The organism is Pseudomonas sp. NFPP25 (assembly GCF_900116505.1).
Taxonomy (GTDB): domain Bacteria; phylum Pseudomonadota; class Gammaproteobacteria; order Pseudomonadales; family Pseudomonadaceae; genus Aquipseudomonas; species Aquipseudomonas protegens.
This window is the reverse complement of the sequence record NZ_FPBG01000010.1, coordinates 1-15,385: the sequence shown is the minus strand read 5'-3', so window position 1 is coordinate 15,385 and position 15,385 is coordinate 1. Positions and strand designations below refer to the sequence as shown.

Below are 15,385 nucleotides of genomic sequence, written 5' to 3'. Positions count from 1 at the left end.
CGTGCAAAGCGCTGCTACGCTCAGCCCGAGCCGGCTGGCCACCTCGTTTGAAGAGCCTGGGCTCATCCCCCCACAACGCCTCATCACCACCGAAAACCCGAGGAAAGCATCATGGGATCAAATGGAAATGATCACGATTACATCCAGTGCGGCTGCCACAACCCCGTCTGGGAAGCCTTGAAAGACACCCTCGACCCCGCCAGCTATATCGCCAGCCACCCCAACGCGGCACAGGGCCCGGCCAGGGACGCGAACGGCGAGTCCCTGGTGTTTCATGACGGCATCATCTACCCCTTGCGCGACGGCAACATGGATGAGCGGGTCGAAGCTCTGGGCATCCATGCCGGCGACGTGGTCGCCGCGGGCACCCTGGCCGCCGTCGAAGCCCGCATGCAGGCCCTGGGCATCGACTACAAGAAGCAGTCGCTGCACGGCAAGACCCTGCTGCCCGGCCTGGTCGAACCCCACGCCCACATCGTGCAGAGCTGCGCCATGGATGGCTGGCTGAACCTGGGCGCCATCGAGCCCGACGACGGCGATAGCCAGCAGGCGCCAGAGAAAAACAGCCAGCGCCTGCGGCCGCTCTATACCTGGGGCTGGCTGAAGGAAACCATCCAGAACAACCTCCCCGATGACAGCACGAGCTGGGTCCTCGGGCACCTGGTCGATCCGGCGCTGATGCCGTTCAAGGTGGTGCCGGGCGGCCTGAACCAACTCATTACCCTGCAATGTGGCGACACGCCCGAAGAGGGCTACCTGGACACCATCGAGGCCAAGCGGCCGATGCTGCTGATCAGTGCCTCCATGCACACCGCCTACATGAACACGGCGGCTCGGGATCTGGTGCATGAAAGAACCGGGGTCATGGTGGAGAACGGCGTGCTGCAGGAAACCCAGATAGTGGCCGGGATCCTGTCGATTCCCGCCAGGCAGAAGCTTGCAATGCTGAAGATCTTCGAGCGCCTGGACACCTTCTTCGCCACCGCGGCCAGTCGCGGGATCACCCTGCTGTACGACGCGATGATGGACCCCTTGTCGAAGCTGGTATTGAACGCCTACTTCCTGTCCCACCCCAGAACGCTGCGGATCGGCTACGCCGCCGCCTGCAACAACTCGCTCGAAGCCCTCAAGCTGCTGCCGGACTATCGGCCGGCCACGCGGGAAGAGGCCAGGCACATGTATCAGGGCTCGATCAAGGTGATCTCGGACGGGTCCAACCAGGGGTTGACCGGCTATCAGGTCGCGCCCTACTGCTGCGAGACCGCCCGCCCGGTGGGCAACTTCAATCTGTGCGACGAGGGCGAGGACACCCCGAAAACACTCCCGGTCAAATACCAGGAATTTATCCACGCGGCGGTGAAAAAAGGCTGGCCGCTGATGATCCATGCCAACGGCGACCAGGCCATCGAATTCACTCTGCAGGCCTATGACCTGGCCCTGCAGGGCCAGAGCGGCCTGGACAAGCGCCATCGCATCGAACACTGCTCGCTGCTGAGCAAAAGCACCCTGGAAACCATGCAGCGCCTGGGCCTGTCGCCGAGCTTTTTGATTGGCCATGTCGGCTACTGGGGCTACGCCTTCGATAAAGCCATTTTCGAAAAGAAGGCACACAACATGCTCGACCTCTGCAAGTCGGCCCTGGACCACGAACTGCGGATTTCCCTGCACAGCGACTATTCGGTGACCCCACTGGGGCCCCTGCGTTCGATGGAGCAGGCGGTGACCCGCAAGATGGAAGGCATCCGCAATCATGACAACCAGTTCGTCCATGACCCGCGCCTGCAACCCATCCTCAATGAGGGCCAGTGCCTGACCCGCAAGCAGGCGCTGAAAGCCATCACCTACGACGCTGCCTGGCAGTGCCATGCCGAGGCCTGGACCGGCTCCCTGCAGGACCAGAACTTCGCCGACTTCGTGATCCTCAAGCAGGACCCACTGGACGAGAAGTTCCCGGCCACCCGGATTCGCGACATCAAGGTCTGCGAAACCTGGAAAGGCGGCCAGCGGGTGTACCTCAACCCCCGTAGCTGACCGCGGCCAGTGCAAGCCCGGGGGCTGCGCCAGCTCCCGGTGCCCCCTGTAGGAGCCGGCTTGCCGGCGAAAAGGACCGTGGGTTCACTCCGGTGGATGGCCGCTGCGCGGTTCGCGAGCAAGCTCGCTCCTACGATCCCCGTTCAGGGGCGGTAGCCTTGGGCCAGCAACCAGCTGCGTATCAGCCGATTCTGGTCCGGGCTCAGCTGCGCCAGGGCCTGGGCCGCCCCCTGGCTGCGCAAACGGCGCAACAGCGGCGCCAGTTCCACGCCCTGTACATGCCAGATGCCCAGGGGCTGGTCCGGGGTGATCACCACTTCGGCTTCATCCACCAGGCCGTCGCGCAGCACCGGGGCGCGCTCGATGCGCAAGGCCGAAAAGTCCACGGCAATGTGCGCCGGCTGGCAATCCGGCCACTGCCGGCGGGCCTGCCAGAACGGCTGCTCGGGCCAGCGTTGCTCGTCGGCGTAGAAGTCCCGGCCGATGCGCGCAAAACGCAGGAACAACTGTTCCACCCGCTGCCCGTGAAAACGCTGCGCCAGCGCTGCACGTTGCGGCTGCTGCAGCAAGGTGTTGATCACCGCCGGGGCCTGCAACGCCGAGGACAGGGATTGGAAAATGCCGTTGCCGGATAAAGGGTCCACGGCCATGGCCGCATCGCCGACCCGCAGCCAGTTCGCGCCACAGGCCTGGGGGTTGAGGATCGCCGTGCTGCTGCGGGCATGCAGGTGCAATTGCTGCTCCTGGCCACCGGCAAAGAATTCCCGGGCCATGGCCGAGCCCAGGCGGCGCTGGCGACAGTACTCCAGCAACTGCGCCTTGCCCGGCAGCCCGGCGCTCTCCACATCCAGGGTCAGCTGCCAGTAGCACTGGCCGTCCTCGCGCCGGGCCATCCAGGCCCAGCCGTCCTCCAGGCTGTGCACCGCGCTGGCGGCGCTGCCGCCAGGGCCCTGCCAGCGGTTGAGCAGGCTGACGGTTTCCGGGCCGCGCAGGCCCTTGCCGCCCCCCTGGCGCAAGGCTTTGTCCAGCACCGGCGCCTGCCGGCCACGGGCCTCCACCAGGAACTCGCCGCGCACCTCGCCCTGCCCTTGCACCTGGACCCGATGCCCGGCCTCGCTGGACTGCACCCCCAGCACCCGGCCCTCGATCAGCTTGACCTGCGCTTCGCGCAAGGCCTCCCGCAGGCCGCGGTCGAAGGCCGGGCGATCCAGCAGGTATTCGATGTTCTGCGCATGTTCTGCACCGTTCCATGCCACCCGCCGCTGGGACGGTTGCAGGGCCTGGGCCAGCGCCTGTTCCAGGCCGGCACCGCGCAAGGCTTCAAGCACCCGCAGCGAGACCCCTTCCAGGGCCGGAAAGCGTCGCCAGTCGCTGACCAGGGTCACCGGGTAGCCGAGGCGGCGCAGCCCCAGGGCCACTGCGGCCCCGGCCGGCCCCGCGCCGAGGATCAGGATGGTGTGCATGGCTGTTGCCGGCGTTCCGGCCCCTGGTAGTGGGCGTTGTCCTGCAGCCACTGCCGGACCTGTGCCTTGTCGGCTTGCGGCTGGGCACCCAGGTAGGCCGCGATATGCCCGCTCAGGGCCGCGCACCCCAGGCTGGCGCCGGATTGCCCCGCGCTGCTGCCGTGCACGCAGGCGGCGAAATCAGCCTGGGCGGTGTTCAGCCATGACCACTGCTGCGCGCTGCATCGCGCATCGCCGGTGACGCGCAGCACCCCGGGGTAACTGGCCGGAAACACCGCCTCGCCCTGGGCCGGGCTGGATGCGCACAACAGCACCCCGCGGGCCTCGGCCGCGGCACAGGCCTGGCGCAGCAGGTCGCGATCCTGGCGCAGGCCCAGGCTCAGGTTGATCAGGCGCACGTCCTGCGCAAGCAACCAGTGCAGCGCGGCGCTGACTTGCGCGGCGCTGGTGACTGCGCGCCGGTCGAACACCTGGGCCACATAAACCTGCGCCGTCGGCGCGCGCTGGCCGATGGCCTCGATGATCGCGCTGCCATGGCCCAGGGCGTCTTCCTGCAAGGGGCCCTGGCCTATCCCTTCGGGCTGCAGGAAGAAGCGTCGTCCGCCCGCCACCCGCTGATGGGCGGCATGGCCGCTGTCGATCACGCCGATGCGCAGCTCAGGCTTCATGGGCCACCTCCAGCGCATGCAGTACGCCATCGCGCAATTCGAAGCGCAGTTCGGCATCGGCTAGGGTCGAGGGTCGGTGGCTGATGAGGATCCGCGTGCGCCCGGCGAACAGGTGGTCGATGGCCTCGATCACCTCGCGCTCGGTGGCCTCGTCCACCGCCGAAGTGGCTTCGTCCAGCACCAGGATCATCGGGTCCTGGAGCAATGCGCGGGCGATGGCGATGCGTTGTTTCTGGCCGCCGGACAATTGCTGGCCGCGCTCCCCCAGGGGGCTGTCCAGGCCTTCGGGCAGGGACTCGATCAGCCCTTGCAACTGCGCCAGCCGCGCCACTTCGGCCACGGCTTCGCGGCTGGCATCGGGCACGCTGTAGGCCAGGTTGTCCGCCAGGCTGCCGCGAAACAGCACGATATCCTGGCTGACCACCGCCACCCGCCGGCGCAACTGCGCCAGGTCCAGCTGACGCAGATCGACGCCGCCCAGCAGCACCTGCCCGGACTGGGGGTCGTGGTGGCGCTGCAAGAGGTCGATGAGCGTGCTTTTGCCTGCGCCCGAGGTGCCGCTGAGGGCCACTTTGCGACCGTAGGGAATACGCGCCTCGATGCCCTGCAGGGTCGAGCCGCGGCCCGGGTGGCAAAAGTGCACTGCGTGAAAATGCAGCTCGCCCTGCTCCGGCACCGGCAGCGGCGCCTCGGGGTTGCTGATGCCCGGTTCCTCGCCACGCAGCTCCATGACCCGGCCGAGGCTCACGGTCATGCGCTGGATTGCCACATACAGGCCCAACAGGCTCTGCACCGGGCCCACCGCCATGCCCAGGTAGGTGGAAAAGGCAATCAGCGCCCCCAGTTGCCAGGTGCCCTGTACCACCCAGTAGCCGCCGATCAGGAAGGCGCAGGCCCGGGACAACGAGGTCAGGGTACCGGGCACCGCCTGGGTGAAGAACTCGGTGACTTGCAGTTTCAGCAGCTGTTGCAGGTAGCCCTGGCCAAGGCCATCCAGGCGCCGGGCCTCGCGCTGCTGCTGGCCGGCGCTCTGGATGAACTTCATCACCGGCAGGGTTTCCACCATGAACGAGGACATGTCCGCCGAACGCTCGCGCAACTGGCGCACATCGCGCTCCACCTTGCGCCGCATCCAGCGCAGCCAGAGCACATCCAGGGGAATCAGCACCAGGGCCAGCAGCGACAGTTGCCAGGACAGGGTCAGGAGCATGGCCAGCGCCACCACCAGGCCGATCACGCTGGACACGGCGGAGAACAATGAGTCCACGGCAAAGCGCTGGATCTCCGCCACATCGCCATCCAGGCGCGACATCAGGTCGCCGATCCGCCGCTGGCCGTAGAAGCTCGGCGACAGGCGCTGCAGATGCCGATAGAGGTCGTCGCGCAGGGCGAACAGGATGCGCCCGGACAGCCGCGTATGCAGGTAGCGGTTGACCCCGGAGAGCACGGTGCCCAGCAGCCCGGCGCCGATCATCAGCGCGGCGATCAGCACCAGCCGCGGGAAGTCCCGGGCCAGCAGGCCGTCGTCGATCAGCAGCTTGGTCAGCCAGGGCTGCACCAGCACCAGCAGGGAAGCGCACACCGACAGCCCCAGCAGGCCGCCGATGGCCAGCCGGTGGGGCCGCACGAAACTGTAGAGCCAGCCCAGGGCGGCACTCAGGGCCTGGGGGTCGCGGCTGTCCACCAGCCGGGTGATCAGGCGCCGCATCAGGCGCGCAACTGTTTGAGCTTGCGGTACAGGGTCGCGCGGCTGATGCCCAGAGCGTCCGCTGCCGCCGAGACATTACCCTGGTGGTTGTCCAGGGCACTGCGGATCAGCTCCAGCTCGTTCTCGCGGATGCTCCCGGTCTGCGGTCGGGCACTGGCATTGAGGTCATCGAGCATGCTGTCGGGCAGGTGCTCCAGGCCGATGTGGCACTCACCGTCTTCGCGCAGGGCCAGGGCTGTGCGCAGGACCATCTCCAGCTGGCGGATATTGCCCGGCCAGTGGTAGTCCGCCAGCAGCCGACGCAGCTCATCGCTAAGGCTCACCTGGGCGCCACCGAGCTTGGCCAGCAAGCTGTCCACCAGGGGCTGCAGGTCTTCGCGTTCGCGCAGGGCCGGCAACAGCACACTGATGCCGTTGACCCGGTAAAACAGGTCTTCGCGAAAAGCCTTGTCCTGCACCTGCTGCTTGAGGTCGCGGTGGGTGGCGCAGATCAGGGCGATGTCGATGTCCTGTTCTTCGCCGGCCCCCAGGGGCGCCACCTTGCGGTCCTGCAGCACGCGCAGCAGGCGGGCTTGCAGGGCCAGGGGCATGTCGCCGATCTCATCGAGGAACAGGGTGCCGCCGTGGGCCTGTTGCAGGCGCCCGATCATGCCGCCACGACGCGAGCCGGTGAAGGCGCCTTCGCGATAGCCGAACAGTTCCGACTCGATCAGGCCTTCGGGGATCGCCGCGCAGTTGACCGCGACAAAGGGTTTCTCGGCGCGGCTGCCGGCGCGGTGCAGGGCCCGGGCCAGGACTTCCTTGCCGGTGCCGGTTTCGCCCAGTAGCAACACCGGCAGGTCATTGGCCAGGCCCTGACGGGCCATGCGCAAGGTGCGGGCGTAGCGGCTGTTGCCCCCGGCCAGGGCTTCCAGGTCCTGGGGCATGGCTGCGGCTTTCGGAGCGCTGCGTTGCGCGCGGTGCAGGTTGAGCGCTGGCTGCGGCGCCCGCAGGGCCTTGTAGAACAGCTCGCCCTTGGCGGTTTGCAGGCTGCCCACGGCGCCCTGTTGCAGGCGTGCGAGCAGTTGCAGGCCATCGACCCCGAGGAACTCTTCGCAGCGCCGGCCCACCAGGGCAGCGCGCGGGGTGTTGAGCAACTGGCAGGCCTGGCCGCTGACCGCGAGGATCTGCCCGCCCAGGCTCAGGGCCAGCAGCCCCTGCCACGGTGATTCGAGGTATTGCCGGCGGCTGTGGAAGGCCAGGACGATCTGCTCCGGGTAGGTGGCATGGAACACCCGGGCTTCGATCTGGCTGACCGCCATGGCCAGCAGCGCGGTGCTGTCCTGGGCCCGGCCCAGGGGGCCTTCGCGGGTCAGGTCGAGCACGCCCAGAATCTCGCCCTGGGGGCACTGGATGGGCACCGAGGTGCAGGAGAAATGGCTGAGACGGTCCAGGTAGTGCTCGCCGCAGTCGATCAGGGTCGGCCGGGCCTCCACCAGGGCCGTGCCCAGGGCGTTGGTGCCGCGGGTGGCTTCGCTCCAGCAGGCGCCAAGGGTGATGTCCTGCACGCCGCTGTCCTTGAGACGGTCGGCGCGGCCTTCGATCGCCAGGATGGTGGCGTCGGCATTGGCCAGGATGATCATCCCGTCCTTGCCCTGATGCTGGCTCAGGTAGTCGATGGCCGGGATCGCCGCGTCCAGCAACAGGCGGTTGCTGGCCAGCAGCACTTCGAGGCTGGCGCTGGATTCCAGGGTCAGTTGGTGCTGGCTGCCAAAGTGCACGCCATGGCTGAGGCTGCGCCGCCATGAGGCATCGATTTCCGCACGCAGAACCCCGTCGGGGATCTGGCCTTCCAGGTGCAGCCGTTCCCGGGCCAGCCGGGCTTCGTGTTGCTGCTCACCCTTTATTGTTTTTATAAGAGTCATCAAGCGCTCCGAATCGGTCCGCCCGCTGCATCCCGCTCCACTCCCTTGGATTGCGCGAAGCACGCAAGCCGTGGTCAATGTCTACACCGGGTTCAGGGGGCAGTAAAGGGGCTTTGCCCGGATCATCGGGCAGCCCTGAATTGCTTACCCTGTCATTGGAGATCAAGCAAAACCTGCGCCAGTGGTACGGGCGCCCGAGCATCTTGACGTTAACGTAAAGCAAATGGCAAGTACCGCACGCCCCCCTCCCGTTGGCACTGGCCTGCCAGCGAAGAGGGCCCCGAGACGAGCGCAGGGCTTGAGACCCCTTAGCCGGCAGGCCGGCTCCTAAGACGAATGCATGCCAGTTTGTGCAGGAACTGGCTTGCCAGCGAACGAGAGCCTTTAGTCGGGTGCAAGGCGTAAGGCCCCTTTCGCGGGCAAGCCGGCTCCTGCGAGCGGGCGGGGCTGGTGGTGCCTACAGGGCCCAGGCGCCAGAATCGGCGAAGAAGGCGCGGGCGTTGTCCTCCAGGCTTTCCAGGTGATAGCCGCCTTCCTGGACGATCAGGCACGGCAGGCCAAGGCTGCGGATTCGCTGGCCAAGGATGGCGAAGCCGTCGCGGGTCACTGCTACCTTGCTCTGCGGGTCGAGTTCATAGATATCGAACCCCAAAGACAGCACCAGCACCTCGGCATCGAACGCCTTCACCGCCGCCAGGGCCTGTTCCAGATGGGCGAGGAAATCCCCTTCGCTGGCGCCATGAGCCATCGGCAGGTTGAGGTTGTAGCCCTCCCCTGCCCCGGCGCCACGCTCCTCGGCGAACCCGGCCACCCCCGGGTAGAAGTTGGTCGGGTCGCCGTGCACCGAGACATACAGCACATCGGCGCGCTCGTAGAAGATTTCCTGGATGCCCTGGCCGTGGTGCATGTCGGTGTCCAGCACCGCCACCCGGGCGTATTTGTCCCGCAGGACCTGGGCGGCGATCGCCGCATTGTTCAGGTAGCAGAAGCCTCCCGCCGCCTCGGCCCGGGCATGGTGCCCCGGCGGCCGGCACAGAGCGTAGGCGGCCGGCTCGCCGTCGAGCAACGCCTGGGCCCCGGCGACGGCACTTTGCGCCGACCAGTAGGCTGCACGCCAAGTCGACTCACCCACCGGGCAACTGCCGTCGGCCAGGTAGCACGCGGCCTGGGCCAGGACCCCGCGCAGGGCATTGGGCTCACGCACGAAGATGTTGGACATCACCTCATCGCCCCAGTCTTCGGGGATGTCCTTCCAGCCCTGGTGCGCATCCTGCAGGAACGCCAAGTACGGCGCGCCGTGTACCGCCAGCAATGGTGCCATCCCGGCATCCCGTGGCTGCTCGACGGCAAAACCCAGGGAGTGTGCGGCCTGCACCAGGCGCTGGGCGCGCTCCGGCACCTCCTGGGGTATGCGCATCTGGCCGCGCGAGTAGTAGCTGCGTGGATGGTGGAGCAACTGTTCGGGGTGGAAAAAACTGCGCATGACCTTCTCCTTATTCAACCTGGCCAGCACGGGCCAGCACGGCGTTAAGCAATACATCGGCGCCCTGGCGCACGTCTTCGGGCAACACGTCTTCGGCTTCGTTGTGGCTCAAGCCACCGACACAGGGAATGAACACCATGGCCGTCGGGCAATAGCGGGCCAGCAAGATGGCGTCGTGGCCAGCGCCGCTGACGATGGACTGCTGAGGGTAGCCCAGGCCATCCACCGCCTGCTGCACCGCCGCCACGCACTCGGCATCAAATGGCGTGGCCGGGCTGACCCAGTGCCGGCTGATACTGACCTTGAGCCCGCGCTGGCCGGCGATGGCCTGCAGGCGTTCCTCGACCTGCTGCTCCATGGCGGCGATCTGCCGATCCTGGTGGTGGCGCAGGTCGACGGTGAAGCTCAACAGGCCGGGAATGGTATTGCGCGACGACTTGGCGATGCTCAGCTCACCCACGGTAGTCAGACCCTGGGGGGCAAAATCCGCTGCCAACTGCTCCACTGCAAGAATCATCTGCGCCGCGCCGTACAGCGCATCCTTGCGTAGCGGCATCGGCGTGGTACCGGCGTGGGCCGCCAGGCCTTCGACCTGCACATCGAGCCAGCAGATGGCCTGGCCGCCGCTGACCACGCCGATGCTCTTGGCGTTATCTTCAAGGATCGGGCCCTGTTCGATATGGGCTTCGAAGTAGGCATCCACCGCTGCGCCCAGGGGCCGGCTGCCGGCATAACCGGTGCGCTGCAGGGCCTGGGCGACGCTGATGCCATCGGCGTCACGCACCGCCAGGGCGGCGTCCAGGGCCATGACCCCGGTGAACACCGCCGAGCCGAACATCGCCGGGGTGAAACGCGCGCCCTCCTCGTTGGTCCAGACCGCCACTTCCAGGGGCTTGCGGGTCTGGATCCCTAGGTCATTGAGCGTGCGTACCACTTCCAATCCGGCCAGCACACCGTAGACCCCATCAAAGCGCCCGCCTTCGGGCTGGGTGTCCAGATGGCTGCCCATCATTACCGGGGCAGCGTCCGGGTCGCTACCTGGGCGCCGGGCAAACAGGTTGCCAATGGGGTCGACGCTCAGGCTCATGCCGGCCTCGGTGCACCAGTGGGCAAACAGTTCGCGACCGGCCCGGTCTTCATCGCTCAAGGCCAGGCGGCAGCTGCCGCCACGGGCCGTGGCACCGATTTCGGCCATGGCCATCAGGCTCGCCCAGAGGCGCTGGCCATTGATTTTCAACATCATCAGATTCTCCAGACAATCAGGCGTGGGATGCCATTTCCAGGCGATGGGCGTGAGCGTGCCGGCGTGCCAGGGCCAGCACGCAGATCAGCGAAACGGCAGCGATCAGGCTGTAGAACACCGCCATCGGCCACCATTGGCCAATGAACCGATGGGCCAGCCAGGTGCCGATCAGCGGGGTCAGGCCGCCGGCCAGGGCACCGCAGACCTGATAGGCCAGGGAGATCGCGGTGTAGCGCACCCGGGTCTCGAACATGCCGCTGACGTAACCGGCGATCACCGCATAGAAGGAAGCCATGCACACCACCGCCAGGGCGATGCCGAGGATCATCAGCGGCGCCTGCCCGGAACTCACCAGCACGAACATCGGATAGGGCGAGGCCATGGCCAGTACTGACACCAGGCATAGAAAGCGCGTGGCGCCGATTTTCTCGGCGGTCCAGGCCGCCAGGGGCTGGATGCAGAACTGGATGATCGCCACCACGAACAGGCATTCGAGAATCAGCGAACGGGGTATCTCCAACTGCTGGGTGGTGTAGGCAATCATGAAGGTGTTGGTGAAATACACCCCGGCAATCCCCAGGGTGTTGGCGCCGATGCACAGCAGCAAGGGACGCCAGGCGGTGCGCAGCACCTCCATTACCGGAGCCTGCTCCTTGCGTAGCGACCTGGCCGCCAGCTCGCGACTGGCGAGGAACTCCGGCGACTCGTTGACCCCCAGGCGAATCGCCAGGCCCACCAGCAGCAACAGCGCACTGGCCAGGAACGGCAGGCGCCAGCCCCAGCTCATCAGGGCGTCCTCGGGCAGGCGGGTCACGGCGCTGAAGGCCAGCAGCGAAAGGATCAGCCCCGCCGGGCTGCCCAGCTGGGCGAAAGACGCGAAGAAATTGCGCCGCCCCTTGGGCGCGTGCTCGCCGGCCATCAACACCGCCCCGCCCCACTCACCGCCCACGGCAATGCCCTGGACGATGCGCAGCAGGATCAGCAGCACCGGCGCCAGGGCACCGATCTGTGCATAAGTTGGCAACAGGCCGATGCAGACCGTGACCACGCCCATCATCAGCAGGGTGATGACCAGGGATTTCTTGCGGCCGATGCGGTCGCCGATATGGCCAAAGATGATGCCCCCCAAAGGTCGGGCGAAGAAGCCCACGGCAAAGGTGCCGAAGGCGGCCATGGTGCTGAACAGCTTGTCGTCGGAGGGGAAGAACAAGGCACCGAACACCAGCGCCGCGGCGGTGGCGTAGATGTAGAAGTCGTACCATTCGATCATGGTGCCGATAAAGGCGGCGGCCGCAGCCCGGCGAGGCTGAGGCGAAGCGGAAGGCTTCATGGTTGGCTCCCTTGATTATTTTTTTGGCAGGAGGAAGGGTCGGGCGCAGGGGCTTCTGCTGGCACCTGTCTGGGGTGGATTTATCCGTTCCGGGGGATAATTAGTCAATTTTCTATTGGTTATCTCGATTATTATCCTGGCTTATTATTCAGCTACAGCCCGAACCAGAGCCCCTGCCATGTCCGACCGCGATGCCCGCCGCCTGCTCAACGACCGCCTCGACTGGAACCTGTTGCGCACCTTTCGGGTGATTGGCCAGGAGCTGAGCATCAGCCGTGCAGCGGCGCGCCTGCACTTGACCCAGCCGGCGGTCAGCCAGGCCCTCAAGCGCCTGGAAGAACAACTGGGCCGGCAGTTGATTGCCCGGCGCGGCCCACGCTTTGCCCTGACCGAAGTGGGTGAGCAGATTTTCGCACTGGCCGGAGAGATCTACGGCCAGATGTCCCAGGTCAGCAGCATGCTGGAACAGCCCGCCGACGAAGTGATCGGCAAAGTGCGGCTGTTGATCATCAGCCGGATCTTCAGCGAACGTTTCGACGACTTCCTGGCCGACTTCCATCGTCAGCACCCGCGGGTCGATCTGGAGGTGGAAGTGATGCGCAGCTCGGATATCGTCAGCGCCCTGCAGGAAAAGACCGCGACCCTGGGCTTGAGCCTTAACCGCCGGCCACAGCCGCGCCTGGAACAGCGGCTGTTCCTGCGTCAGCGCTATGCGTTTTTCTGCGGCAAGCACCACCCGCTGTTCGGCCGCGGGGATGTGGCCGAGGGCGATCTGCAACGGGAGAATTTCGTCAGTTTCACCAGCGACCAGATCGGCGGCATGCTCTCGCCGCTGACCATCTTTCGCGATCAGCAGGGCTTCAGCGGGCGCATCGTCGCCTCATCCCCGAGCCTGGAAGAAGTACGACGCCTGGTGATCGCCGGCTTTGGCATCGGTTGCCTGCCGGAGCATGTGGTGGCCGCCGATGTCGACGCCAGGCTGCTGTGGCGCCTGCCGCCACACGAAGGCATTGCCGATGTCGACATTCACCTGCTGTGGAACCGCGAGCAGCGCATGAGCCGGGCCGAGGTACTGTTTCTGCAGAGCATCCAGCACATGCTCAGTCAGCATGAGCCGGCGCCGGGTAGCCTGATGTTGAAATGATTCAGACGTGGGGATCGCCAGGGGCCTTGGCCGGGGCCGCGTACTGCGGCTTGAGGTGGCCGTTCTGGTCCAGTAGCCAGGCGTCCATGATCTGCCGCACCACGGGGCCGGCCACCCGACCACCGGCTTCGCCGTTCTCGATCATCACCGAAATCACGATCTGTGGATGCTCCGCCGGGGCGAAGCCCACGAACAGGGCGTTGTCACGGTTGCGCTCGCGGGTCTTGAGACGGTCATAGCGCTCGCCCTGCTTGATCGCCACCACCTGGGCCGTACCACTCTTGCCGGCGATGCGGTACTGCGCCCCGGCTGCCGCGGCGCGGGCGATACCGCGGGGATCGTGCATCACCATCTGCATGCCGTGGTTGACCTGATCCCAGTCACGGGGATTCTTCAGCAGGATGTTGGGCATCGGATGCTCGTCCACCGGGGCCACGCCATCGATGGTCTTGGCCAGGTGCGGACGGTTCCACACGCCCTTGTTGGCAATCAGTGCGGTGGCCTGGGCCAATTGCAGCGGCGTGACTTGCATATAGCCCTGGCCGATGCCGAGGATCACGGTTTCCCCCGGGAACCATGGCTGGCGACGGGTGGCGCGTTTCCAGGCCTGGGAGGGCATCAGGCCGGGAGACTCTTCGAACATGTCCAGAGAGACCTTCTCGCCCAGACCGAACATCGCCATGTAGTCGTGCAGGCGGTCGATGCCGAGCTTGTGCGCCAGGTCATAGAAGTAGGTGTCGTTGGAACGCATGATCGCTGCGTCCATGTCCACCCAGCCATCGCCGCTGTGGTTCCAGTTGCGGTACTTGTGGTCGAAGTCCGGCAGTTGGTAATAGCCCGGATCGAAGACCCGGGTCGAAGCGGTAACCACGCCGCTATCGAGGCCGGCAATCGCCACTTCCGGCTTGATGGTGGAGCCCGGCGCGTAGAGCCCCCGCAGCACCCGGTTGAACAGGGGCCGGTCGATGGAGTCGTGCAGCGCAGCGTATTCCTTGAAGCTGATGCCGGTGACGAACAGGTTGGGGTCGAAACTTGGCTTGCTGACCATGGCCAGGACTTCGCCGGTGGCCGGGTCCAGGGCCACCACGGAACCACGGCGATCGCCCAGGGCCTCCTCAGCGGCTTCCTGGAGCTTGATGTCCAGGCTCAGGACGATGCTCTTCCCGGGGATCGGATCGGTGTGCTTGAGCACTCTCATCACCCGGCCCTGGGCGTTGGTTTCTACTTCCTCATAACCGACATGGCCGTGCAGTTCGGCTTCGTAGAACTTCTCGATGCCGGTCTTGCCGATGGATTGGGTGCCACGGTACTCCACCGAGTCCAGGGTCTTGGCTTCTTTCTCGTTGATCCGCCCGACGTAACCGATGGAGTGGGCAAAGTGTGCGCCTAGGGGATAGTGACGGACGAACTGGGCTTCCACGTCCAGGCCGGGCAACCGGTATTCGTTGACCGCGAGCACGGCGATCTGCTCTTCGGTGAGCTCATAGAACAGGGTCACGGGGACGAAGGGATGACGGGCCTGCTTCATCTCCTTGTCGAACAGCGTGCGGTCTTCCGGGGGCAAGTGCAGCAGATCGACCACGGTGTCCAGCTCGCCCTTGAGGTCGGTGGTGCGTTCGCGAGTGATCGTCAGGTTGAAGCTGGGGCGGTTGTCCGCCAGGACCACTCCGTTGCGGTCGTAGATCAACCCACGGGTGGGAGTGATCGGCAGCACATGGACGCGGTTGTTCTCGGAAACGGTGGAGTGGTAGTCGAACTCCACCACTTGCAGAAAATACATCCGCGCCACCAGGGCGCAGGTGATGGCCACCACCAATACGGCACAGGCCAGCAGCCGTTTGTTGACCAGGCGGCTTTCTTTCTCGTGGTCCTTGATCGGAATCGCTTCGGGCATTGCTACAGCTTCTCGGTGAATAGAGGTCGACGCTGTTCCGTGCGGATGAACTCAAGTCCTTTAAAAAGAGCTGCACCATACCAAAAACCACCCACGGACTTTGAGGGGATTTCCATCGCGGCTGATCAATGGCGCCTTGGCGGCTACTTGGATAGCGCAAGTTTTTCCACGCGCAAAAACAAAACCCCAACTGCATGTGCAGTTGGGGTTTCGGAATTTAATCTTGACGATGACCTACTCTCACATGGGGAAACCCCACACTACCATCGGCGATGCATCGTTTCACTTCTGAGTTCGGGATGGGATCAGGTGGTTCCAACGCTCTATGGTCGTCAAGAAATTCGGTAGCCAGTCCGTTGCTTATGCAACGTGCCAGCGAATGGGTATGTAATAGGTTTGTGTGTTTGCAAACTTTCGGTTTGTATCGTCTTCACACACCGCAACTCGCTTCTTAAGCAAATTGCTTGGGTGTTATATGGTCAAGCCTCACGGGCAATTAGTATTGGTTAGCTCAACG

Annotated in this window: 10 protein-coding genes and 1 rRNA gene; 2 read left to right on the top strand and 9 right to left on the bottom strand. The window is 65.4% G+C overall.

The features are described from left to right. Window positions 1-111: 111 nt before the first annotated feature. Window positions 112-2,031 carry an amidohydrolase gene (locus BM382_RS30510; RefSeq protein ID WP_072445025.1) on the top strand — a complete coding sequence of 640 codons (1,920 nt, stop codon included), beginning with the start codon at window positions 112-114 and terminating at the stop codon, window positions 2,029-2,031. 143 nt (window positions 2,032-2,174) lie between these two features. On the opposite strand, the gene BM382_RS30505 is transcribed toward BM382_RS30510, so the two are convergent. From BM382_RS30505 to BM382_RS30475, 7 genes are all read right to left on the bottom strand, one after another. Beyond that, window positions 2,175-3,494, bottom strand: a complete 1,320-nt coding sequence (locus tag BM382_RS30505) for a flavin-dependent monooxygenase QhpG (RefSeq protein ID WP_072445023.1) — start codon at window positions 3,492-3,494, stop codon at window positions 2,175-2,177. After that, on the bottom strand, window positions 3,479-4,162 hold the full coding sequence (locus BM382_RS30500) for a subtilisin-like serine protease QhpE (protein WP_072445021.1): 684 nt from the start codon (window positions 4,160-4,162) through the stop codon (window positions 3,479-3,481). The genes BM382_RS30505 and BM382_RS30500 overlap by 16 nt, the downstream gene beginning before the upstream one ends. Next, window positions 4,152-5,870: an ABC transporter ATP-binding protein gene (locus BM382_RS30495; RefSeq protein WP_019094086.1), complete on the bottom strand. Its 1,719-nt coding sequence runs from the start codon at window positions 5,868-5,870 to the stop codon at window positions 4,152-4,154. Before BM382_RS30495 ends, BM382_RS30500 begins: the two co-directional genes overlap by 11 nt. After that, the gene (locus tag BM382_RS30490; RefSeq protein WP_072445019.1) at window positions 5,870-7,774 is read right to left on the bottom strand and encodes a sigma-54-dependent Fis family transcriptional regulator; all 1,905 of its coding nucleotides are present in this window, start codon (window positions 7,772-7,774) and stop codon (window positions 5,870-5,872) included. The genes BM382_RS30495 and BM382_RS30490 overlap by 1 nt, the downstream gene beginning before the upstream one ends. 457 nt (window positions 7,775-8,231) lie before the next feature. After that, window positions 8,232-9,257, bottom strand: a complete 1,026-nt coding sequence (locus BM382_RS30485) for a histone deacetylase family protein (RefSeq protein ID WP_019094085.1) — start codon at window positions 9,255-9,257, stop codon at window positions 8,232-8,234. Window positions 9,258-9,267: 10 nt separating this feature from the next. Further along, on the bottom strand, window positions 9,268-10,497 hold the full coding sequence (locus BM382_RS30480) for a Zn-dependent hydrolase (RefSeq protein WP_053152963.1): 1,230 nt from the start codon (window positions 10,495-10,497) through the stop codon (window positions 9,268-9,270). A 19-nt stretch (window positions 10,498-10,516) separates the two neighbouring features. Further along, complete coding sequence (locus BM382_RS30475) at window positions 10,517-11,830, bottom strand: MFS transporter (protein WP_011062419.1); 1,314 nt, start codon at window positions 11,828-11,830, stop codon at window positions 10,517-10,519. A 178-nt stretch (window positions 11,831-12,008) separates the two neighbouring features. Here BM382_RS30475 and BM382_RS30470 point away from each other — a divergent pair, with 178 nt between their 5' ends. Further along, a complete protein-coding gene (locus BM382_RS30470) occupies window positions 12,009-12,974 on the top strand; it encodes a LysR family transcriptional regulator (RefSeq protein ID WP_015636460.1) in 966 nt (321 codons plus the stop codon). 1 nt (window position 12,975) lies between these two features. Here BM382_RS30470 and mrdA read toward each other — a convergent pair whose 3' ends face one another. Together mrdA and rrf are read right to left on the bottom strand one after the other, a co-directional pair. Then, complete coding sequence (gene mrdA / locus BM382_RS30465) at window positions 12,976-14,868, bottom strand: penicillin-binding protein 2 (protein WP_011062421.1); 1,893 nt, start codon at window positions 14,866-14,868, stop codon at window positions 12,976-12,978. A gap of 221 nt (window positions 14,869-15,089) precedes the next feature. Next, window positions 15,090-15,205: ribosomal RNA gene (gene rrf, locus BM382_RS30460) — 5S ribosomal RNA — on the bottom strand. Window positions 15,206-15,385: the final 180 nt, after the last annotated feature.